22 protein-coding genes and 2 tRNA genes are annotated in these 23,230 nt (G+C 38.4%); 22 read left to right on the plus strand and 2 right to left on the minus strand.

Annotation, left to right across the window (positions count from 1 at the left end; all coding sequences use genetic code 11):
* Positions 1-74: 74 nt before the first annotated feature.
* The 7 genes from MMB68_RS26805 (at position 75) to MMB68_RS26835 (ending at position 5,396) form a co-directional block, all read left to right on the plus strand.
* Complete coding sequence (locus MMB68_RS26805) at positions 75-1,679, plus strand: putative polysaccharide biosynthesis protein (RefSeq protein WP_221785739.1); 1,605 nt, start codon at positions 75-77, stop codon at positions 1,677-1,679.
* Between the two features lie 12 nt (positions 1,680-1,691).
* Positions 1,692-3,152, plus strand: coding sequence for a bifunctional methyltransferase/pyrophosphohydrolase YabN (gene yabN / locus MMB68_RS26810; protein WP_277448701.1), 1,461 nt, complete (start codon positions 1,692-1,694; stop codon positions 3,150-3,152).
* Between the two features lie 20 nt (positions 3,153-3,172).
* Positions 3,173-3,439, plus strand: coding sequence for an RNA-binding S4 domain-containing protein (locus MMB68_RS26815; RefSeq protein WP_013054875.1), 267 nt, complete (start codon positions 3,173-3,175; stop codon positions 3,437-3,439).
* 99 nt (positions 3,440-3,538) lie between these two features.
* Positions 3,539-3,844 carry a sporulation protein YabP gene (yabP, locus tag MMB68_RS26820; protein ID WP_013054876.1) on the plus strand — a complete coding sequence of 102 codons (306 nt, stop codon included), beginning with the start codon at positions 3,539-3,541 and terminating at the stop codon, positions 3,842-3,844.
* Positions 3,841-4,464: a spore cortex biosynthesis protein YabQ gene (gene yabQ, locus MMB68_RS26825; RefSeq protein WP_050691224.1), complete on the plus strand. Its 624-nt coding sequence runs from the start codon at positions 3,841-3,843 to the stop codon at positions 4,462-4,464. The genes yabP and yabQ overlap by 4 nt, the downstream gene beginning before the upstream one ends.
* 4 nt (positions 4,465-4,468) lie before the next feature.
* Positions 4,469-4,840: an FtsB family cell division protein gene (locus MMB68_RS26830; RefSeq protein WP_221785737.1), complete on the plus strand. Its 372-nt coding sequence runs from the start codon at positions 4,469-4,471 to the stop codon at positions 4,838-4,840.
* 88 nt (positions 4,841-4,928) lie between these two features.
* A complete protein-coding gene (locus tag MMB68_RS26835; protein ID WP_013054879.1) occupies positions 4,929-5,396 on the plus strand; it encodes a S1 domain-containing RNA-binding protein in 468 nt (155 codons plus the stop codon).
* 120 nt (positions 5,397-5,516) lie between these two features.
* Here MMB68_RS26835 and MMB68_RS26840 read toward each other — a convergent pair.
* Both MMB68_RS26840 and MMB68_RS26845 read right to left on the minus strand, forming a co-directional pair.
* Positions 5,517-5,588: transfer RNA gene (locus MMB68_RS26840), tRNA-Glu, on the minus strand.
* A 10-nt stretch (positions 5,589-5,598) separates the two neighbouring features.
* Positions 5,599-5,672: transfer RNA gene (locus tag MMB68_RS26845), tRNA-Met, on the minus strand.
* Between the two features lie 302 nt (positions 5,673-5,974).
* Between MMB68_RS26845 and spoIIE the strand changes: the two genes are divergently transcribed.
* The 15 genes from spoIIE to lysS all read left to right on the plus strand — a co-directional run bounded on the left by spoIIE (position 5,975) and on the right by lysS (position 22,908).
* A complete protein-coding gene (gene spoIIE, locus MMB68_RS26850) occupies positions 5,975-8,452 on the plus strand; it encodes a stage II sporulation protein E (protein WP_013054880.1) in 2,478 nt (825 codons plus the stop codon).
* Between the two features lie 71 nt (positions 8,453-8,523).
* Positions 8,524-9,264, plus strand: coding sequence for a VWA domain-containing protein (locus MMB68_RS26855; RefSeq protein ID WP_013054881.1), 741 nt, complete (start codon positions 8,524-8,526; stop codon positions 9,262-9,264).
* Entirely contained in the window at positions 9,233-10,198 is a 966-nt protein-coding gene (locus MMB68_RS26860; protein WP_277549587.1) for a protein kinase domain-containing protein, read from the plus strand. The genes MMB68_RS26855 and MMB68_RS26860 overlap by 32 nt, the downstream gene beginning before the upstream one ends.
* A gap of 96 nt (positions 10,199-10,294) precedes the next feature.
* Complete coding sequence (gene tilS / locus MMB68_RS26865; protein WP_260506999.1) at positions 10,295-11,671, plus strand: tRNA lysidine(34) synthetase TilS; 1,377 nt, start codon at positions 10,295-10,297, stop codon at positions 11,669-11,671.
* A 27-nt stretch (positions 11,672-11,698) separates the two neighbouring features.
* Positions 11,699-12,238, plus strand: a complete 540-nt coding sequence (gene hpt, locus MMB68_RS26870) for a hypoxanthine phosphoribosyltransferase (RefSeq protein ID WP_013054884.1) — start codon at positions 11,699-11,701, stop codon at positions 12,236-12,238.
* 93 nt (positions 12,239-12,331) lie between these two features.
* Positions 12,332-14,242: an ATP-dependent zinc metalloprotease FtsH gene (gene ftsH / locus MMB68_RS26875; protein WP_013054885.1), complete on the plus strand. Its 1,911-nt coding sequence runs from the start codon at positions 12,332-12,334 to the stop codon at positions 14,240-14,242.
* A gap of 218 nt (positions 14,243-14,460) precedes the next feature.
* Complete coding sequence (locus MMB68_RS26880; protein WP_013054886.1) at positions 14,461-15,228, plus strand: type III pantothenate kinase; 768 nt, start codon at positions 14,461-14,463, stop codon at positions 15,226-15,228.
* A gap of 12 nt (positions 15,229-15,240) precedes the next feature.
* The gene (gene hslO / locus MMB68_RS26885; RefSeq protein WP_221785735.1) at positions 15,241-16,119 is read left to right on the plus strand and encodes an Hsp33 family molecular chaperone HslO; all 879 of its coding nucleotides are present in this window, start codon (positions 15,241-15,243) and stop codon (positions 16,117-16,119) included.
* A 201-nt stretch (positions 16,120-16,320) separates the two neighbouring features.
* Positions 16,321-17,259: a cysteine synthase A gene (cysK, locus tag MMB68_RS26890; protein WP_013054888.1), complete on the plus strand. Its 939-nt coding sequence runs from the start codon at positions 16,321-16,323 to the stop codon at positions 17,257-17,259.
* A gap of 97 nt (positions 17,260-17,356) precedes the next feature.
* A complete protein-coding gene (pabB, locus tag MMB68_RS26895; protein ID WP_221785734.1) occupies positions 17,357-18,772 on the plus strand; it encodes an aminodeoxychorismate synthase component I in 1,416 nt (471 codons plus the stop codon).
* A gap of 2 nt (positions 18,773-18,774) precedes the next feature.
* Positions 18,775-19,356 (plus strand): aminodeoxychorismate/anthranilate synthase component II, encoded by a 582-nt coding sequence (gene pabA / locus MMB68_RS26900; RefSeq protein WP_013054890.1) that lies wholly within the window; start codon positions 18,775-18,777, stop codon positions 19,354-19,356.
* Positions 19,357-19,360: 4 nt separating this feature from the next.
* Positions 19,361-20,224 carry an aminodeoxychorismate lyase gene (pabC, locus tag MMB68_RS26905; RefSeq protein ID WP_221785733.1) on the plus strand — a complete coding sequence of 288 codons (864 nt, stop codon included), beginning with the start codon at positions 19,361-19,363 and terminating at the stop codon, positions 20,222-20,224.
* A 21-nt stretch (positions 20,225-20,245) separates the two neighbouring features.
* Entirely contained in the window at positions 20,246-20,605 is a 360-nt protein-coding gene (gene folB / locus MMB68_RS26910; RefSeq protein ID WP_221785732.1) for a dihydroneopterin aldolase, read from the plus strand.
* On the plus strand, positions 20,606-21,151 hold the full coding sequence (folK, locus tag MMB68_RS26915; protein ID WP_269871974.1) for a 2-amino-4-hydroxy-6-hydroxymethyldihydropteridine diphosphokinase: 546 nt from the start codon (positions 20,606-20,608) through the stop codon (positions 21,149-21,151).
* 272 nt (positions 21,152-21,423) lie between these two features.
* The gene (gene lysS / locus MMB68_RS26920; RefSeq protein WP_221785730.1) at positions 21,424-22,908 is read left to right on the plus strand and encodes a lysine--tRNA ligase; all 1,485 of its coding nucleotides are present in this window, start codon (positions 21,424-21,426) and stop codon (positions 22,906-22,908) included.
* The last annotated feature ends 322 nt before the right edge of the window (positions 22,909-23,230 follow it).

The raw sequence follows: 23,230 nt of genomic DNA on the forward strand, positions 1-23,230 counted from the left end.
CTATTCTATTGCGGTTAGCGGCTAATAAAAAGAGCTGTTTATATCATTACAAGCTGCAGGTGAAAGGTGTAGGAATGCAGAAACAGTCAAAGCTCTATTCTATTTTTAACGGCGCCGTTATTTTAACGCTCGCAGGTTTATTTACGAAAATCTTAAGTGCCACTTATCGTATTCCATATCACCATATTGCGGGAGATATAGGGTTTTATATCTATCAGCAAGTTTATCCGCTATATGGAATTGCGCTACAGCTAGGTACATATGGTTTCCCTGTAATTATTTCAAAGTTAGTAGCTGAGTATGCGGTAACAAATCGGAGAAAGGAAATCCGAGGAATACTTCAAGTTTCGTTTGCTTTTTTGTTTGTAGTAGGCTGCACGATATTTGCTTTTGAATATATTTTCGCAGAAACGATTGCCGAGTGGATGGGAGATCGTAAGTTAACGGTTCTCATTCAAATTATTTCATTTTCCTTTTTACTTATTCCGTTTATTGCTGTTATTCGTGGTTATTATCAAGGATTACATAATATGTTTCCTACAGCGCTGTCTCAAATTGCAGAACAAGTTGTACGGGTAGGGACTATTTTGTGTCTGTCTATTTTTTTGATCCAACATGGGTATGATTTATATACTGCAGGGGCGGGAGCTATTTTTGGTTCTATAACAGGCGGTATAACATCCCTTATTATTTTATTTTTATTTGTTTTTAGAACAAAAACAAATTCTAAGGGAGTATTTCAACGCATAAAAAAAGCAGACATCAAGAGAATATTTAAAATCCTTGTTATTCAAGGCTTATTAATTTGTATTAGCGGTATGGGTCTGCTGTTTATCCAGCTTATTGACTCCTTTACTTTATATTCTAGTCTGACGGCGCACGGCATGGCTGAAAAAGCTTCACAAATTTTAAAAGGTATTTACGACCGCGGGCTTCCGTTGATTCAATTAGGTACAGTAGTAGGTACAGCTTTTTCGCTTTCGCTTGTACCTGTTATTTCTTCAGCCATTGCGAAAAGGAATCTATCATTTGTGGTTGAAAAAGTTCAGCTGTCTCTCCGTCTATCGCTTGTAGTCGGAGTTGGAGCAGCTTTTGGCTTGATTGCGCTGATGAAACCCATTAATATGCTTTTATACGGTGACTCCCACGGAACGGGCGTTTTACAAATTTTGAGCTTGTTAGTTATATTTACAACAGTAGCAGCAACTGCTGGAGCTGTACTGCAGGGGACGGGAGCTGTTTTTGCGCCTGTAATAGCCGTTATCGCTGGCATGGCAGTCAAACTGATATTGAATCTTTGGCTAATACCAGATTTTCAAACTATAGGAGCAGCCATTGCTTCCTCAGCTGGATTCGCTATCGTTGCAGCAATCAATCTATTTTGTCTGTATAAAAAGCTAGCTGTACCTCTTGTTCCGAAAAAGGCGAGTGGCGGTATTTTTATAACGGGCATAGCAATGGTCGTTCTTTTGCAAAGCTATTTATTTTGTTTACATCACTTTGTATGGTCTAATGGTTTAGATACAAGCAAACAAGTGGTTGAAACCGGAGCTGGTGTTTTAATAGGCGGTTTGTTTTATTTGTTTATCATTATGAAACAACACATTTTTACCGAAGAGGAATTACGTTTACTTCCAATGGGAAGTGTTTTAGCTAAATACGTATTAAAAAATAAATAAGAAGGTGAAGCAATGACAGGTAAAGTAACAGTTATTGGTTTAGGAGCAGGCGATTTAGAACAGCTACCTGTAGGCATTTATCGCTTGCTACAGCAGGAGAAGCATATTTATATGCGCACAAAAGAACATCCTGTAATCAAAGAATTAGAAAGTGAAGGCTTGACGTATGTATCCTATGATGACATATACGAATCGTATGATGCATTTGAAGAGGTATATGAACATATATCAAATGATTTAATCGATAAAGCTTCAATAGAAGAAGTGGTGTATGCCGTTCCTGGGCACCCTTTAGTGGCAGAACGTACGGTTCAATTACTTTTACAAAAAGGAAAAGAACGAGGCATTCCTGTTGAAATTAAAGGAGGACAAAGCTTCTTAGACCCGATTTTTGGTGCGCTAAAGATCGATCCTATTGAAGGGTTTCAGCTGCTAGACGGAACAGACTTAAAGAGAAGCGAAATAGAGTTAACGGGTCATGTTCTAATTGCTCAAGTATACGATCAGTTCGTTGCCTCAGAGGTAAAGCTCACGCTGATGGAACATGTTCCTGATGATTACCTCGTTTACATTGTAACAGCAGCGGGAAGCAGTGAAGAAAAAATCCAGCCGGTCAAGCTGTATGAATTGGATAGAGAAATGTCGCTCAATAACTTAACGACTATTTATGTCCCTCCAGTAGCAGACGAAACAATTTTATATCATCAATTTGACGCATTCAGAAGGATTATTGCCACGCTTAGAGGGCCAAACGGATGTCCTTGGGATCAAAAACAAACGCATGAATCGCTCAAGCGCTATTTGCTAGAAGAGTCTTATGAGTTATTAGATGCAATTGACCGTCAAGATGACGATAATATGATTGAAGAGCTCGGTGATGTATTGCTGCAAGTATTGCTTCATGCACAAATCGGTGAAGATGAAGGAATGTTTTCAATTGATGATGTCATTCGCAGTGTTTCAGAGAAAATGGTAAGACGCCATCCGCATGTATTTGGGGACGTGAGCGTGAATGATGCAGATGAGGTCTTAAAAAATTGGGATGAAATCAAAAAAGAAGAAAAAGGAGAGGAACCTTCTTCTCTGTTAGCTTCTGTACCTGAGGCTATGCCTTCTTTAATGAAAGCGCATGGATACCAAAAACAAGCTGCAAAAGTTGGTTTCGATTGGTCAGAAGTTGAACCTATGTGGGAAAAAGTACAGGAAGAACTTGCTGAATTCCAAGAGGAAGTACAGCATGCTGATAAAGAAAAAATGAGCGATGAATTTGGAGATATTTTATTTGCTTTAGTGAATATTGCAAGATTTTATAAAATTGACTCTGAAGCTGCATTAGCTAAAACGAATACAAAATTTTTAAATCGATTTCAATATATTGAAGAAAAAGTGAGAGCTTCTGAAAAACCATTTGAATCTTTTTCGTCAGAAGAGTTAGACGAATTTTGGGAAGAAGCCAAAAAAACAGGTTTGTAAAACAGAAAGGTGAGGGAATTATGAGGTTAGATAAATTTTTAAAAGTATCACGTTTAATTAAGCGCCGTACATTGGCAAAAGAAGTATCAGACAAGGGCCGTATTACGATTAATGGTATCGTTGCAAAAGCAAGCACAAATGTGAAAGTAGGAGATGAATTAGCCATCACATTTGGCACGAAGAAAATTACCGTTAAAATAGAGGCTCTTCAAGAAGCAGCTAAAAAAGAAGAAGCAGCTAATTTGTACTCAATTGTCAAAGAAGAGCGTATTTCCTCTGAAGTATAACTGATGAAGGCTTGTTCTAAATCAGCTTTCTCATTCATATGTTTTAAACAACAGATAACAAGAGCGAATGCTCTTAATGAATGAGGTGGGGATGAAGATATGAGCCAATTTTACGAAACAAGCAATTCAAACAAAGACCATACTCCAAATCATGATTTAGTGATGAAGGGTCGGCGTCTCTTAGATATCACGGGTGTGAAGCAGGTAGAGAGCTTTGACAATGAGGAATTTTTACTTGAAACAGTGATGGGTTTCTTGTCAGTTAGAGGGCAAAATCTGCAAATGAAAAATTTAGACGTTGATCAAGGAATTGTATCGATAAAAGGAAAAATCTTTGATATAGTTTACTTAGATGAGAACCAATCGGAGAAGGCTAAAGGATTCTTTAGTAAGTTGTTTCGATGAGTTTAAACATTCAGCTCTATACAATGCTTGCGATGGTATCGATGGGAAGCGGTTTAGGTGCTTCTCTCGATACTTATCGTTACTTTGTTAATCGCTCTAAATCACGCCCATGGTTTGTATTTGTGAATGACGTATTGTTTTGGATGGTGCAAGCTCTTCTCATTTTTTATGTGTTGTTTTTAGTGAATGAAGGAGAACTGCGTTTGTATGCGTTTCTTGCTTTGTTTTGCGGCTTTGCTGCGTATCAAAGCTTATTTCAATCACTGTATTTAAAAGTATTAACATTTACTGTCTCGAGCGTATTAAGTTTATATCGAGGTGTTTTAACGCTTAGTAATATTTTTTTGGTCAAGCCTATCCGCTTCTTTATTCATATTCTACTTGTAGTCGCTTTAGGAATCTACCGAGCCGTTCATAAGCTGCTCGTATTCTGTCTAAAGCTTATTTACGTACCGACCAGGTGGGTTCTTTTCGTATTTTGGAGAATGATGCCTAAACCTGTAAAACGATTTTTACATATGGGTTTTCGGTATATAGAAGGAATTTACAATCGTGCAAAGAATATGATAATGAGAATCGTTGCATGGGTGAACACTTTAAAAAACAAGGGGGACGACTAATTCAATGAGTGCGGTACGAAAAAAAAAGGTCGCGAAGTTAAATACTGATTATAGCCACAAACAAGAGCAAATTAAACAAAATACAGATCGAAAGCGTATCGGTTTAATTAGGCGTTTGACTGTTTTCGGAGTGTTGGCCTTAATCATTGGTGGATTGATGGTATCAGCTTTAATTACGCAAACCTCAGCTATTGAGAACAAAAAAGCTGAGAAGGTGAAATTAGAACAGCAGCTGACAAAATTACAAAGCAAGCAAAAGCAGTTAAAAGGTGAAGTCGTCAAGTTAAATGACGATGATTATATTAAAAAGATTGCCCGCAGAGATTATTTTTTATCAGAAGACGGGGAAATTATCTTTAATGTAAAAAAAGACTAAACGTATGGTTCGTTGACAGTGTATTTTTGCTTTTTGTATAATATAATAAATTGATTTCTTTTATCATTTAAGGAGGAGCATTTTTTTTATGTCAATCGAAGTAGGCAGCAAGTTACAGGGAAAGGTAACAGGTATTACGAACTTTGGAGCTTTTGTTGAGTTACCAGGAGGTTCAACAGGCTTGGTTCATATCAGTGAAGTAGCTGATAATTACGTAAAGGACATTAACGACCATTTAAAAGTGGGCGACGAAGTTGAAGTCAAAGTAATTAACGTTGAGAAAGATGGTAAAATCGGTCTTTCAATTAAGAAAGCGGTAGACAAACCAGAACGTCCAGAAAGACCAGAGCGTCCTGCAAGAGCGCCACGCTCAGACCGTCCACGTGATTCACGCCCACAACGTAATAACAATCGTGGTGGCGGTAATGATTTCCGTACAAAAGAAACATTCGAACAAAAAATGAATCGTTTCTTAAAAGACAGTGAAGAACGTTTATCTTCCCTAAAACGCCATACCGAATCAAAACGCGGTGGACGCGGTGCAAAACGCGGTTAACTTGCTGCTTATATCAAATAGATAGCGAGTTTTTGGAAAGTACCTTTTATCTAAAAGGTGCTTTTTTTATATGTAAAAAAGAGTAGAAAAAAAGCATGTACTGTTGTACATGCTTTTTGATGACCCGTACGGGATTCGAACCCGTGTTACCGCCGTGAAAGGGCGGTGTCTTAACCGCTTGACCAACGGGCCGTTATTCGAGTAGCGGCGGAGGGGATCGAACCCCCGACCTCACGGGTATGAACCGTACGCTCTAGCCAGCTGAGCTACACCGCCATTATACGTTCTCTAAAAGACATTTATAATAATATAAAAAAGCTGGGATATTGTCAATAACTTTTTTATTATTTTTATAGACTTTTATTTGCTTTTAAAAAAGAATGATGAGTATAGGCTTTAACAGTATCTCTGATATTTTTTAAATCGCCATGTAAGATTGTACATCTTTTTGTATAGTTTTCAATATAATACTAGAAAATAGTCGAACGATTATAGGTATTTTGCTAGTCCGTTTGACAAAATTTCACCTTTCGCCGCGATATAATAACGAATAAGTATAATTAGCGGGTGGTGGGAGAATGCAAAAGACGGAAAGAGATTTTGCAAGTCCAACAACAGAGGCGGTATTTAACCGAACTAGATTAGAAATGTCCCGTGTATTTACAAAGGCGGGTATGAAAACGGAAAAGGTGTTATTTCAATGGGGATTGTTGCTGCTAGTCGTAGGTTTTTTATTAGGACGAGCGTTAATTTTAATGAAAATCATGCCATTTGCTTTGCCATTCTTTGCAGCTGTAATGGCTATAAAGAAAGAAAAAGCACCGTTAGCAAGTTTAGCCGTATTGGCAGGGGCATTTAGTGTTTCCATTCAAAATGGAGGTACCGTATTTGCTACACTATTTGTTTTCTTACTAATTCATCGATTTAGCGGCATACTGACAATGGATCCGTTAAAAAAGCTGCCGTTCACTGTATTTAGCGCGATGTTACTTACAAAACTAACTATTTTTTATGTGTTTACCAAGGAATTCACTATGTATGATTTTACATTTGTGGCAGTAGAAGCAGGGTTGAGCTTTATCTTAACAATGATTTTCTTACAAAGCGTGCCTTTAATTTCATACCGAAAGAGAAAACAATCATTAAAAACAGAAGAAGTGATCTCTCTTATTATTTTGTTGGCATCTGTTATGACGGGGACAATAGGGTGGATGATTTACGGGCTTTCGGCTGAACATATATTATCTCGTTACTTAGTATTAGTTTTTGCGTTTGTATCTGGCCCTACGATAGGAGCTACGGTAGGGGTCGTAACCGGTTTAATTTTAAGCTTCGCGAATGTTTCCAGTTTGTATGAAATGAGTTTACTCGCTTTTTCCGGCTTGCTTGGAGGACTTTTAAAAGACGGTAAAAAGCTAGGGGCAGCTCTTGGGCTGGTTGTTGGTTCATTGCTAATTGGCCTATATGCTCAGGCAGATCAAGGTTTGACGACTAATTTGTATGAATCACTGACGGCCGTTGTCCTATTTTTATTAACCCCATCTTTTGTTTTGAAAAACTTAAGTAAACTAGTACCAGGGACATCTGAAAACATGCTTGAACAACAGCAGTACGTGCGCAAGATCCGAGATGTAACAGCGAATCGCGTAGAACAGTTCTCAAATGTTTTTCAAGCACTTTCCAAAAGCTTCACGCAAAATGGATTTTATGATGAAAAGCCAAGCGCGGATAAAGAAGTCGATTATTTCTTAAGCAGCGTTACCGAAAGGACGTGCCAATTTTGTTTTAAAAAAGAACAATGTTGGGCACAGCAGTTTGATACAACCTATGAATATATGAAGGAAATTATGCTTGAAGTTGATAATGGCACTCTTGAGCAAAATCCAAGACTAATTCGAGAAATGGACAAACATTGTGTGAAATCGAAAAAAGTCATCGATGTGATTGAGCATGAACTTACGTATTTTAAAGCCAATCAGCACTTAAAAGCCCAAATTCAAGAAAGTAGAAGGATTGTAGCAGAACAGCTTCACGGTGTTTCTGAAGTCATGGGGAATTTTGCAAAAGAAATTAAGCGAGAGCGCGAAAATTTAAATGTACAAGAAGAACAGATTTTAGAAGCTCTTCGTAACTTTGGGATGGAAATCAATCAAATTGAAATTTATAGCTTAGAACCTGGAAATGTAGATATTGAAATGTGGGTGCCATATTGTCACGGAAGAGGAGAATGCGAGAAGATTATTGCGCCAATGCTTACAGATATTTTAGGTGAAAGTATTGTAGTAAAGAACGAAGAATGTGCTAAATATCCTCAAGGCTATTGCCACGTTTCGTTTGGCTGTACAAAAGCGTACGTTGTTGATACAGGCGTAGCACATGCTGCTAAAGGCGGAGGGTTTGTATCCGGTGACAGCTACTCCATGATTGAGCTAAACGCCGGTAAGTATGCACTAGCTATTAGCGATGGTATGGGGAATGGAGAGCGTGCCCACTATGAAAGCAGCGAAACGCTTCAGCTGTTAAAACAAATTTTACAAACAGGAATAGAAGAGACAATTGCAATTAAATCGATTAACTCTATTTTATCGCTGCGTACAAACGATGAGATCTTTTCTACGTTAGACTTAGCGATGATTGACTTACAAGATGCTAATGTAAACTTCTTGAAAATCGGTTCTACACCAAGCTTTATCAAACGTGGAGATAAGGTGATTAAAATACAGGCAAGTAATTTGCCAATGGGCATTATTGAAGAATTTGAAGTGGATGTTGTGAATGAACAAATGAAGGCGGAAGACTTATTAATTATGATGAGTGACGGCGTATTTGAAGGACCGAAACACGTTGAGAACTACGAAATGTGGATGAAGCGAAAAATTGGCGAGCTTCAAACAAACGATCCACAAGAAATTGCAGACTTAATTATGGAAGAAGTTATTCGAACAAAATCAGGTTTAATTGAAGATGATATGACGGTAGTTGTGGCAAAACTTCAGCACAATACCCCGAAATGGTCATCGATTCCTTCTTACGCTTATCGTAAAAAAGCACAATAGTTAGATAGAAGTATATTTTATCTCCTCCTCGTCTATCATGTTAATACTGATAATGAGGAGGGGATTTTTTTATGAAAAAAGGTACATTGAAACAGATGTTGGTCATTACGGACGGTGGTTCGAATACAGGTGAAGATCCGGTAGCAATGGCAGCACTGGCTAAAGAACAAGGGATTAGTGTAAACGTTATTGGTGTGATGGAAGAGGACACAATTGATGAGCAAAGCACGAATGAAATAGAAGGCATTGCCATGTCAGGCGGTGGCGTGAGTCAAATTGTTTACGTAAAACAGCTTTCTCAAACTGTTCAAATGGTTACAAGACAGGCAATGACGCAAACACTTCAAGGCGTTGTAAATAAAGAACTTCAGCAAATTCTAGGTTCCTCTAATTCAAGATTAGAAGAGTTATCTCCTGAGAAGCGAGGAGAAATCATGGAAGTCGTTGATGAGCTTGGCGAAACGGTTGACTTAGAGATTCTTATTTTAGTTGACATGAGCGGAAGTATGAAAAATAAGCTTCCTACTGTAAAGGAGTCGCTGTTAGATTTATCGTTAAGCTTGAATGCTCGGATGGGGCATAATCAATTTTCAATCTTTTTATTTCCTGGGAAAAAGAAAGATGTAGAGAAGCTAATGGACTGGAATCCAAGATTAGAGTCGCTTTCAACGATTTTTCCAAAACTAACAGCAGGAGGTATTACGCCTACTGGACCGGCTATCAAAGAGGCTACTCATTATTTCACCAAAAAGCGCTCATTGAGAGGGTTGTTAAAAAATAATGAACAATACATTGAAGAATCAGGTATGTAACCTATCTCCGGGAACAGAAATTCAAGGGAAATGGCATCACGTCCATTATAAAATTCTTGAGAAATTAGGCGTGGGGGCAACTGGAGTTGTCTATTTAGTTCAATTAGTAAACGGAACGCTAGCAGCGTTAAAAATAAGCTTTTCCAACATGTCTGTTACAGCAGAAGTGAATGTATTAAAAAAGCTCTCTCAAGTCAAAGACAAAGTGCTAGGACCGCGCTTACTTGATGTAGATGATTGGAGCTATGTTTCTCATGCTCTTTCCTTCTATGTAATGGAGTATGTGAAAGGGCAGCCTCTCCTTTCCTTTATCTCAACAAGAGGGACAGAATGGCTGCAAGTATTTGCAAGTCAGCTCTTAACAGACTTGGAAAACCTTCATGAAGAAGGTTGGGTATTTGGCGATTTAAAACCAGAAAACCTGGTCGTAACATCTAACCCTGTAAAAGTTCGATGGATTGACGTGGGAGGAACAACTCTGCAAGGGCGGTCAATAAAAGAATTTACCGACTTTTATGATCGAGCGCACTGGGGGCTTGGCTCCCGAAAAGCAGAACCGACCTATGATTTGTTTGCTGCATCTATGGTTTTGATTCACGCAGCTTATGGCAAGCGAATTAATAAAACAGACAAACCGGCTGAACAATTAACACAATTTATATTAACAACAAAGCAGTTGGAACCTTTCGGAGACGTTTTGTATCAAGCGGTTACGGGAAAGTATAAGTCAGCTAAAGAAATGAAAATAGAGGTGTTATCGGTCGAAAAAAGAAGAGGGGCAAAAAGTAAAGGAACAAAGCCTCAAAACGTTCGTCAACCGTCTGCCCCTCGTGTTAAAGTAAAGAAGAAGCGTTCTCACGTGTTAGAGACGCTACTACTTTGTACGTCCGTAATGTTGATTTATATTTTATATCTATTTATTCAAGTGCTATAAAGTTTGGAGAAATTGTGAAACTTTCCTTATAGTCATTCGTATAAAGTAAATTAATGATACATTATTGCGTGTACATTATAAGGATGAGTCATTCCTATGGAAAAGCAAGTGAACAATTTTATGACAAAACATCAGTTATTATCCGCAGGCTCTACGGTGGTTGTAGGTATTTCTGGTGGTCCTGATTCTTTAGCACTGCTGCATTTCTTATGGAGTCTGAAAGAGCAAAAATCTCTCACGATTATTGCTGCTCATGTTGATCATATGTTCCGGGGCAAAGAGTCACAGCAAGATATGGAATATGTGCAGAACTACTGCAAACAATTGAATATTAAATGTGAGGCGAAGCAGATTGATGTTACTGCCTATCAGAAGGAAAGAAAGTTATCTTCTCAAGTAGCAGCCAGAGAATGCCGCTATACATTTTTTACTCATGTTATGAAGAAGCACAAAGCAAATCTTCTTGCATTAGGACATCACGGAGATGATCAGATTGAAACGATGTTAATGCGAATGGTCCGAGGTAGTACGATGAATGGATACGCAGGGATGCAGCCCAAGCGGCCATATGCGGATGGATTTATTATTAGGCCGTTCCTAGCCGTAACGAAAGAAGAAATCAATCGCTACTGTAAGCTACATGGGCTTACCCCTCGGATTGATCCGAGTAATGAGAAAGACTCGTACACGAGAAATCGGTTTCGCCATTACGTTTTGCCATTTTTAAAGCAAGAAAACGCAGCTGTACATGAAAAATTTCAACAATTTAGCGAGAACTTGCATGAAGATCAAGCATACTTAGAGGAATTAACGACCGATGTGATGAATAAAGTAATGAGAAAGAAATTGCAAAATGAAATTCTCATTGATAGAGATTGTTTTCTAAGGATACGCAAGCCTTTACAAAGGCGTGGTATTCAACTAATATTAAACTATCTCTATAAAGAAATTCCTCCAACCCTTTCCTCAACGCATGTTGACACGTTAGTAGGATTTTGTGAAAGTGAAAAACCGTCTGGGACGCTTGACTTTCCAAATGGTTTACGTATTATCCGATCTTACAACGACTGTCTTTTCACCTTTAATGAGGGGGACATCGAACCATATGAATTTATTGTTCCGATTCCAGGGGTCGTCGAGCTTCCAAATGGTCACCAGCTTATTTGTGAAATACATAATAAAGTCGAAGATATAAAAGGAAACGATGTTTTTCTTTTAGATGAAGCTCACGATTTACAATCATTAAAGGTAAGGACACGAAAAAATGGCGATAAAATGCGAGTAAAGGGCATGAAGGGACATAAAAAAGTAAAGGATATTTTTATCGATGAAAAAATCCCTTTACACTTCAGAGATCATTGGCCGGTAGTGGAAGATAGCCAAGGAACTATTTTGTGGCTACCTGGTTTGAAAAAATCTGCTTATGAACTGCATACACATAAGTCCAGATATGTTATTTTATACTATAAGTAGCGAAAACTTCTAGGAGGCAAGTAAGGAATGAAGCAGGATATTCAAGAAATTTTGATTTCAGAAGAAGAAATACAACAGAAAGTAAAAGAATTGGGTAAGCTATTATCTGAGGAATACGCTGACCGTTTTCCTTTGGTAATCGGTGTATTAAAAGGCGCTATGCCTTTTATGTCTGATCTAATTAAGCGTGTTGATACATATTTAGAAATGGATTTTATGGATGTATCAAGTTATGGCAATGCGATGGTTTCTTCTGGTGAAGTAAAAATCCTAAAAGATTTAGATACATCAGTTGAAGGTCGAGACATTCTTATCTTAGAGGATATTATCGACAGCGGCTTAACGCTTAGCTATCTTGTAGAGTTATTCAAGTACCGTAAAGCTAAGTCAATTAAGATTGTCACACTCTTAGACAAACCAACAGGTCGTAAAGCATCTATTAAAGCAGATTACGTTGGATTTGAAGTACCTGATGCATTCGTAGTAGGGTATGGATTAGATTATCAAGAAAAATATCGTAACCTGCCGTATATTGGGGTTCTTAAACCGCAAGTATACAGCAATTAATAAGCACATATCCAAGTGCAATTTATTGGATAGGATAAATGTTCTATGTTAGTATTGAATACAGTATTTGTTTATCGTGGGAGGAGGTAAGAAATGAATCGGATCTTCCGTAATACCATCTTTTATTTACTTATATTTTTAGTCATTATTGGCGTGGTAAGCTTCTTTAGTGGCTCTAATCAAAAAGCAGAACCAATGAGATACGATACATTTGTTCAACACTTAGACAAAGGTGATGTGAAATCACTCTCTATGAAGCCTGAAAGAGGCGTGTATGTTGTGCAAGGGAAGTTAGATTCTTATAAAAAGGATCAAACGTTCCAAACTTACATCGTAGATGGTGACAAAGCACTTGATCGTATTGACGCTGCTTCAGAAAATAATCAAGTAGAAGTTGATTTTAAACCTGCTGATGAAACAAGCGGCTGGGTAACGTTCTTTACGTCAATCATTCCGTTTGTTATTATTTTCATCCTATTCTTCTTCTTACTGAACCAAGCTCAAGGTGGCGGAAGCCGCGTTATGAACTTCGGTAAAAGTAAGGCTAAGCTTTACAGTGAAGAAAAGAAAAAGGTTAAATTTAAAGACGTAGCTGGTGCAGACGAAGAAAAGCAAGAACTTGTGGAAGTTGTTGAGTTCTTAAAAGATCCTCGTAAGTTCGCAGAGCTAGGTGCAAGAATTCCGAAGGGTGTCTTACTTGTGGGACCTCCTGGTACTGGTAAAACATTATTAGCAAGAGCTGTTGCTGGTGAAGCAGGCGTTCCTTTCTTCTCTATCAGTGGTTCAGACTTTGTTGAAATGTTTGTTGGGGTCGGTGCTTCTCGTGTTCGTGATTTATTCGAAAATGCGAAGAAGAATGCTCCATGTATTATCTTTATTGATGAAATCGATGCTGTAGGTCGTCAACGTGGCGCAGGTCTTGGTGGCGGACACGATGAGCGTGAACAAACATTGAACCAATTGCTTGTTGAGATGGATGGTTTTGGTGCTAACGAAGGTATCATTATCATTGCAGCAACAAACCGCCCGGATATTTTAGATCCAGCGTTATTACGTCCAGGCCGCTTCGACCGTCAAATTACGGTAGATCGTCCAGATGTAAATGGCCGTGAAGCAGTGCTTAAAGTACATGCTCGCAATAAGCCTTTAGATGAATCAGTAAACTTAAAAGCAATTGCTATGCGTACGCCAGGTTTCTCAGGTGCAGATCTCGAAAACTTGTTAAACGAAGCTGCCTTAGTAGCTGCTAGACAGGACAAAAAGAAAATTGAAATGGTTGACATTGACGAAGCAACAGACCGCGTAATTGCAGGTCCAGCTAAGAAAAGTCGAGTTATTTCTAAAAAAGAACGCAATATTGTTGCTTATCATGAAGCAGGACATACAATTATCGGTGTCGTATTAGACGAAGCTGATATGGTACATAAAGTAACCATTGTTCCACGTGGGCAAGCTGGTGGATATGCTGTTATGTTACCAAAAGAAGATCGCTACTTTATGACGAAGCCAGAGCTGCTGGATAAAATTGTTGGATTGCTTGGTGGTCGCGTAGCTGAGGAAATTATTTTCGGCGAAGTGAGTACAGGTGCTCACAATGACTTCCAGCGTGCAACAAGCATCGCTCGTAAAATGGTAACAGAATACGGTATGAGTGAAAAGTTAGGACCAATGCAATTCGGTCAATCACAACAAGGCCAAGTATTCTTAGGTCGTGATTTACACAGTGAACAAAACTACAGTGATGCGATTGCTCATGAAATTGATAATGAAATTCAACGTTTCATTAAAGAAAGCTATGAGCGTGCGAAGCAGATCTTAACGGAAAACCGTGACAAGTTAGAGCTTGTAGCTCAAACATTGTTAGAAGTAGAAACGTTAGACGCTGAGCAAATCAACCACTTAGTAGATCATGGAACTCTTCCAGATCGTTCTAGTCACGTAACAGATGAAGATGTTAAAGTAAACATCCAAACAAAGACAGACGACGAAGAGCCAAAAGCATAAGAAAATAAAAATCAGTGGAGATATTCTCCACTGATTTTTTTAATGGGCAAAAGTTAGGTTTGGTAAAAGGTTTTCGTATATATGGTGGATAAGTAGGATATCCACTAGAGAATCGTGTCATTATATTCCTATTTTATCTAGAATATACACGTCTATTTACCAGTTATGGTATGATGGTTTCAGTGTGAATACTGAATTTATATAAAGTGGTGATTGAAATGATTTTTGTATTAGATGTTGGAAATACGAATACGGTATTAGGTGTATACGATGGAGATGAATTAAAGTATCACTGGCGTGTAGAAACAAGCCGTAATAAAACAGAAGACGAGTATGGCATGACAATCAAAGCCTTGCTTGAGCACGTTAGTTTATCTTTTAAAGATATTCATGGTATTATTATTTCCTCTGTTGTTCCTCCTATTATGTTTGCATTGGAGAGAATGTGTCAAAAGTATTTTCATTTAAAGCCGCTTGTTGTTGGTCCTGGAATTAAGACGGGTTTAAATATTAAATATGAAAATCCGCGTGAAGTGGGAGCAGACCGTATTGTAAATGCTGTTGCTGGAATTCAGCTGTACGGAAGCCCTTTAATTATCGTTGATTTTGGTACCGCAACCACGTATTGCTATATTGATGAAAATAAGCAATATATGGGTGGTGCGATTGCCCCTGGTATTAATATTTCGACAGAAGCTCTTTATTCAAGAGCATCTAAGCTTCCGCGAATTGAAATTGCGCGACCAAATAGCATTGTGGGAAAAAATACAGTATCTGCGATGCAAGCAGGTATTTTATATGGATACGTTGGACAAGTAGAAGGAATTGTAGCAAGAATGAAAGAGCAAGCAACAGTAAATCCTAAAGTTATTGCTACTGGAGGACTCGCAACATTGATTGCTAAAGAGTCGGATATTATTGATATTGTGGATCCATTTTTGACTTTAAAAGGATTGCAAATAATTTATACAAAAAATATGGAGTAAGAGGTGTATATTATGGGTGACTATTTAGTAAAAGCACTAGCTTACAATAGTCAAGTTCGCGCTTATGCAGTAAAAACAACGGATACAGTTGGAGAAGCGCAGCGCCGTCACTATACATGGCCTACAGCTTCTGCAGCATTGGGACGTTCAATGACTGCGGGAGTCATGATGGGGGCTATGCTAAAGGGTGAGCAAAAGCTAACAATTAAAATTGAAGGCCGCGGCCCAATTGGCGTTATTTTAGTAGATAGCAATGCTAAAGGGGAAGTGCGTGGATATGTAACGAATCCACAAACGCACTTCGATTTAAATCAGCATGGAAAATTAGATGTAGCACGTGCTGTAGGTACAGATGGCACGCTAAGTGTCGTAAAAGATATCGGAATGCGTGATCAATTTAACGGACAAGTACCTATTGTATCGGGAGAATTAGGAGAAGATTTCACGTATTATTTCGTGACATCTGAACAAGTTCCATCTTCAGTAGGTGTAGGTGTACTTGTTAACCCTGATAACACAATCTTAGCTGCGGGCGGATTTATCATTCAGCTTCTGCCAGGAACAGATGATAAAACGATTACAGCTATTGAACAACGATTACAAACGATTGAGCCCATTTCAAAACTGATTCAAAAAGGTCTTTCTCCTGAGGAAATCTTAGAAGAAGTTCTTGGAAAAGAAAATGTAAAGTTTCTGGAGACAATGCCTGTAGAGTTCAAATGTCAGTGCTCAGAAGAAAGAATTGCTAATGCCATTATCAGCTTAGGAAAAGAAGAGATTCAATCAATGATTGAGGAAGACGGCCAAGCTGAAGCCCAGTGTCATTTCTGTAATGAAACCTATCGTTTTGATAAAAAGCAGCTTGAAGAAATGAAAGAACAAGCAATTTAAATGAAATAAAAGATTCTTAAAAGGCGTCATTTTATAAATGAGCGCCTTTTTTTATAGATATCAAGTTCTATTTCTGTATATATTGATCTAAAAATATAACAAAATTAGGTAAATGGAAAGACAAAATGATTGACAATTTAGAAAACATCTGATAAATTGTATACAAAATCAATAAAATTAGTTGGTATTAGGAGTGGTCATATGGCACGTATTGCAAATTCAATTACAGAGTTAATTGGTCAAACACCAATCGTAAAACTAAACCGTCTAGTTGAAGAAGATATGGCGGATGTATATTTAAAATTAGAATTTATGAACCCGGGAAGCAGCGTAAAAGATCGTATCGCATTAGCAATGATTGAAGATGCGGAAGCAAAAGGTGTGTTAAAACCTGGCGACACAATCATTGAACCAACAAGCGGTAACACAGGAATTGGCTTAGCAATGGTAGCTGCAGCAAAAGGATACCGTGCTATTTTAACAATGCCTGAAACGATGAGTATTGAGCGTCGTAATCTGCTTCGTGCGTACGGTGCAGAGTTAGTGTTAACACCAGGTCCAGAAGGAATGAAAGGGGCGGTTAATAAAGCAACTGAGCTTGCAAAAGAGCACGGCTACTTTATTCCTCAACAGTTCCAAAACGAGGCAAACCCAGAAGTGCACCGTCAAACAACGGCTAAAGAGATCATCGAGCAGTTTGGCGATCAGCTAGATGGATTTGTGGCAGGTATCGGTACTGGCGGTACTATTACAGGTGCTGGTGAAGTGTTGAAAGAAAAGTACCCAAATATCAAAATTTATGCGGTAGAGCCAGCTGATTCTCCGATTTTAAGCGGTGGTCAACCAGGACCTCATAAAATTCAAGGAATTGGTGCAAACTTTGTTCCGGATACGCTTAACACAGAAGTATATGACGAAGTTGTCGCTGTTCAAAACGACCAAGCTTTTGAATATGCCCGTAAAGTAGCAAAAACAGAAGGTGTACTAGTAGGTATCTCTTCTGGGGCTGCGATTTATGCTGCGTTAAAGGCTGCAAAACAGCTTGGAAAAGGTAAAAAAGTGTTAGCGATTATTCCAAGTAACGGTGAGCGTTACTTAAGTACTCCGTTGTTCCAATTCGAAGAACAAACACAAGCATAAAAACGATAAAAAAACAGCTTCTATATGAAGCTGTTTTTTTTCATCTGAGAATCATGTAAAATGAAAGCAGGTGATTTATTTTTAGGAGAGTGAACAAATGCAGCAAAGAATGACTTGGGGCGAATCTATTTCTATCTCTAAAAACCAATGGTTCAAAAAATATCAAGAGTTGTCAAAAGAGGAACCGAATCATATCCTGCTTGAAAGCGGTCGAGGCGGAAAGTTTCAAATGATGGGATTAAAACCTGTAGCCATTTTGCGAGGTGAACAAAACGAGCTTCATATCAAAATGGATGGCCAAGCTACTGTTCAAAAAGGTAATCCGCTTCATCTTATGCGAGACTGGGTGAAGAAGTTTGAAGCAGAGGTGAATCCAGATCTTCCTCCTTTTCAAGGTGGAGCAATTGGCTTTATTAGCTATGATTATATCCGCTATGTAGAAACTATACCTGAACTTGCTGAAGATTCATTGAAAACGCCGGACGTTTATTTCCTTATTTTTGATGACGTATTTGTATACGATCAAGAAAAGGAAAAGCTCTGGATTATCGTTAATGACGAAGCAGATTGTAAAGAGCAGGCACATAAGCGTATTGATCAATACAAAAAGGACTGGATGGAGGCAAGTGCTGAAGGACTCTCATATGAGCGGATTCATCGTGTTGCCGAAAAGAGTGAGGTTTCGATGTCTGAAGCTGCTTTTTCAGATGCCACAACTCGCGTACATGAGTACATTGGGCAAGGCGATGTGTTTCAAGTGAACTTATCTGTTCGACAGTCTCAACAGCTTCAAACTCATCCTATGCATATCTACGAACAGGTACGAAAAATCAACCCGTCTCCTTACATGTCTTATATGCAGACAGAAGAATTTCACATTGTGAGCTGTTCACCAGAACTATTAGTGAAAAAAGCCGGTGATGAAATCAGTACGAGACCGATTGCGGGAACGCGCTCTCGAGGTAAGGATGATCAAGAAGACCAACAGTTAGCGGATGAGCTTATTCATAACGAAAAAGAGCGTGCAGAGCATGTGATGCTTGTCGACTTGGAGCGTAATGATCTTGGTAGAGTAAGCGAATATGGTACGGTTCATGTTGACGAGTTTATGGTTATTGAAAAGTATTCACATGTGATGCATATTGTGTCTAATGTAAAAGGCAAGCTCGCGCGCAATAAAGATTTTGTAGATATTGTAGATGCGGTTTTTCCTGGAGGAACGATTACTGGAGCACCTAAAGTTCGTACAATGGAAATCATTGAAGAACTTGAACCAGTTCGACGAGGAATTTATACAGGATCGATTGGTTGGATTGGGTTCAATGGAGATATGGAATTAAATATTGCGATTCGCACTATGATTATTCAAGACGGCCAAGCTTATGTGCAGGCTGGTGCGGGTGTTGTGATTGATTCAAATCCGAAACACGAATACAAAGAATCACTGAAAAAAGCAATTGCACTATGGAAAGCAAAAGAGCAGAGCGAAAATGAGCTGAGTGAGGGTGAGTAAAGATGATATTAATGATTGATAATTATGATTCTTTTACGTTTAATTTAGTACAGTATTTAGGTGAGCTAGGGCATGAGCTTCTTGTAAAAAGAAATGATGAAATTACACTTTCTGAAATTGAAGTGCTAAATCCAGATTTCTTGATGATCTCCCCGGGACCATGCAGTCCTAACGAAGCGGGAATCAGTCTAGAAGCCATCGAGTATTTTGCAGGTAAGATTCCAATATTTGGCGTATGCTTAGGGCATCAGTCGATTGGGCAAGCTTTTGGAGGGAATGTGATTCGTGCGGATAAATTAATGCACGGTAAAACATCTGAAATGCATCATGATGGCCGTACTATCTTTAAAGGTCTTGATAATCCGTTCACGGCAACGCGATATCATTCTTTGATTGTAGAAAAAAGTTCACTGCCGGATTGTTTTGAAATTTCAGCGTGGACAGCAGAAGATGAAATTATGGCGATTCGCCATAAATCATTACCTATTGAAGGGGTACAGTTCCACCCTGAATCTATCATGACTTCTTACGGTAAAGAAATGCTGAAGAATTTTATTGAAACTTACGAAAAAAAGCGAGTGTAATGATATGTATATATACGTAAATGGCGAAGTAAAGCCTGCATCTGAAGCCACTATTTCTCCGTTTGATCACGGATATATGTATGGACTAGGGCTGTTTGAAACATTACGAGTTTATGAAGGTCATCCATTTTTAGTGGAAGATCATCTGGATCGACTGCGTAGCAGCTTACATGAATTAAATATTGTATGGGACTACTCTACACAGGACGTGTTGGGAATCATTAATAGTCTGTTAATGAAAAACAATGAGAGAAATGCGTATGTTCGATTAAATGTCTCAGCAGGAAATGGCGGAATTGGATTGCAAGTGGAAGAATACGATAAGCCATCTACAATCGTATATATGAAATCAATGCCTCATCCATCGAGCCCCCTTGTAAAAGAGGGGCTTATTCTTGAGACGAAACGAAATACGCCTGAAGGAACCATGAGGTTGAAGTCTCATCATTATTTAAATAATGTACTAGCTAAACGAGAAGTTGGTTCAGACTTAAATAAAGAGGGTATCTTTTTAACAAAAGAAGGGTTCTTAGCCGAAGGTATTGTGTCAAATTTATTTTTTGTAAAAGATGATTGTGTATATACGCCGTCTCTTGAAACAGGTATCTTAAATGGAATTACGAGACAGTTTATCTTTACGCTTTTACAAAAGAAAAACATAGAGGTTGTAGAAGGCTTATTTACGGTGGAACAGCTCTTGGAGGGTGATGAAGCTTTCGTTACAAATTCCATTCAAGAAATCGTACCTCTTCGAAGTATAAAAGATAAGCAGTTTTCAGTAGGAAACCATACGCTGACAGCTCAGTTGCAAAAAGAGTATCGCTCTTACACGATGTCACTAATGAGTCGAAACGAGCTACATGTATAAAAGCGAAAGGAGAGGTTAAAGATGGATAAAATTTATGTGAATGATATGCGGTTCTATGGATATCATGGCGTATTTCCAGAAGAAAATAAATTAGGGCAGCGTTTTCACGTGGATTTAACTGTAGAACTGGATTTAAAGCAGGCTGGTACTACGGATAATTTAGAATACTCGGTGAGCTATGCAGATTTATACCAAACATGTCAGGAAGTTGTAGAGAAGCGCACGTTCAATTTAGTTGAAACGGTGGCCGAAACGATTGCATCTGAATTGCTTGCTAATTACGAACTTGTGCAGGCTTGTACAGTAAAGGTATATAAGCCCGATCCGCCAATTCCGGGTTATTATCAATCGGTAGCTATTGAAATTAAAAGGAGCCGTTGAATGACAATAGAAGCATATATTGCATTAGGATCAAATATTGAAAATCGAATGGAACATTTGAAGTCCGGAGTTACTGGCTTGATGAAACACTCTGGGATTAAGGTAGTGGCTGTTTCATCTGTTTATGAAACGGCCCCGGTCGGGTATACGAATCAAGCAAGCTTTTTAAACATGGTAGTAAAAATACAAACAACGTATTCGTCAGAGCGCCTTTTAGATTGTTTACAAGCCATTGAACAAGCGGCAGGCCGAAAAAGAGAGATTGTATGGGGACCTAGAACCCTTGATTTAGATATCTTACTTTATAGTAATGAAGTCATTCATACGGATAGACTGAGCGTCCCTCATCCCCGAATGTTTGAACGAGCGTTTGTGATGGTTCCTCTAAACGAACTAGCTCCATCTCTTATTCTCCCTGTAGCAGAAGAAAAAGTTGAAATCATCACAACACGTTTATCGGATTTAAAAGATGTAAAATTATTTCGAGAGCAAACAACTGGTATACTAGACATGTTCGAAAATAATAGTAATGATTTGCATAAGTGAAAATGAATCTTATTAATTGATTCATTTTTAGATTGGCGTAAAGTAGAGTTCTGAGTAAAAACTTTGAGATTTGGGTTCGCAGGTTGTTGGTCTATTCGGTAGCTTGTTAGAGAAATCGAAGAAAAAGAGAAGCACAGCGAGAATAAAGCGATTTGACATAGAGAAACGACTGAACCTATAATAATTTTAAAGAAACGTAGTAGTTGCCAGTAAACATGCTGGCCTTTTTTCTGTTTCGGAAAACTTAATTATACGATGGAGATGAGTAAACGATGAGTCATGAAGAATTAAATGATCAATTTCTCGTTCGTCGCGAAAAAATGAGCAACCTACGAGATCAAGGTATTGATCCGTTTGGTCAACGTTTTGAACGTACACATACATCACAGCAATTAATTAGTGAGTATGACGAGTTAACAAAAGAACAGTTAGAAGAAAATGAAGTGCCTGTGTCATTAGCTGGTCGTATTATGACAAAGCGTGGAAAAGGAAAAGCAGGTTTCGCTCACGTTCAAGATTTAACAGGACAAATTCAGCTTTATGTACGTAAAGATGCAATTGGCGAAGAACAGTACGAAATCTTCAACAGCGTAGATATCGGTGACTTGGTAGGGGTTGAAGGTGTTTTATTCAAAACAAAAGTTGGCGAACTTTCTATTAAAGTAAAAGATTTTACGTTACTAACAAAAGCGCTTCGTCCACTTCCAGATAAATATCATGGTTTGAAAGATATTGAACAGCGTTACCGTCAACGTTACTTAGATTTAATTACAAACCCAGAAAGTAAACAAACATTTATCTCAAGAAGCCGTATTATTCAATCGATGCGCCGTTACTTAGATAATCATGGATATTTAGAAGTTGAAACACCGATGATGCATTCAATCGCAGGTGGAGCAGCAGCTCGTCCGTTTGTGACACACCACAATGCGCTTGATATGGAACTTTATATGCGTATTGCGATTGAACTTCATTTAAAACGTTTAATCGTAGGTGGATTAGAAAAAGTATATGAAATTGGCCGTGTATTCCGTAATGAAGGTGTATCTACACGTCACAATCCTGAATTTACAATGATTGAATTGTACGAAGCGTATGCGGACTACAAAGATATCATGGCTTTAACAGAGAACTTAATTGCACATATTGCCCAAGAAGTACTTGGCACAACAAAGATTCAGTATGGCGATCAAGAGGTAGATTTAACTCCAGAGTGGACAAGACTTCATATGGTCGATGCTATTAAACAATATACGGGCGTAGACTTCTGGGGAGAAACATCTGTTGAAGAAGCTCGTGCTTTAGCGAAAGAACACGGGGTAGAAATCAATGAACATATGCAATATGGACATATTGTAAATGAATTCTTTGAACAAAAAGTAGAAGAGCAGTTAATTCAACCAACGTTCATTTACGGACATCCTGTAGAGATCTCTCCATTGGCTAAGAAAAATGCGGAAGATCCACGTTTTACTGACCGTTTTGAGCTGTTTATCGTTGCACGTGAACACGCGAACGCATTTACAGAGCTAAATGATCCAATTGACCAACGTGAGCGTTTTGAAGCTCAGTTGAAAGAGAAAGAGCAAGGAAACGATGAAGCACATGAGATGGATGATGACTTCATTGAGGCATTAGAATATGGTATGCCACCTACAGGTGGTCTAGGAATCGGTATTGACCGCCTTGTTATGTTACTAACAAATGCACCGTCAATCCGTGATGTACTATTATTCCCACATATGCGTCAACGCTAAAAAAGAGATGGCTACGGCCATCTTTTTTTAGTTAATAATATTAGAAAATTTAAACTTTTAATTTACCCCTTGTTTTTATGAAAACGATTTGGTATATTTATATCTGTTGCTAACGCAGACAAGCGAAAACAACAAAAAGAAATAAAAAAGTTGTTGACATTACGTTAATAACTTGATAAGATAGTAAAGTCGCTCAAGAGCGGCGGTTGAACTTTGAAAACTGAACAAAGCGACAAACGTCAACGTTAAATTTTATTTTTTAATTGAGCAAGTCAAACATTTCTTCGGAGAGTTTGATCCTGGCTCAGGATGAACGCTGGCG

It is taken from the genome of Priestia sp. Y58, from assembly GCF_029522095.1.
Taxonomy (GTDB): domain Bacteria; phylum Bacillota; class Bacilli; order Bacillales; family Bacillaceae_H; genus Priestia; species Priestia megaterium_E.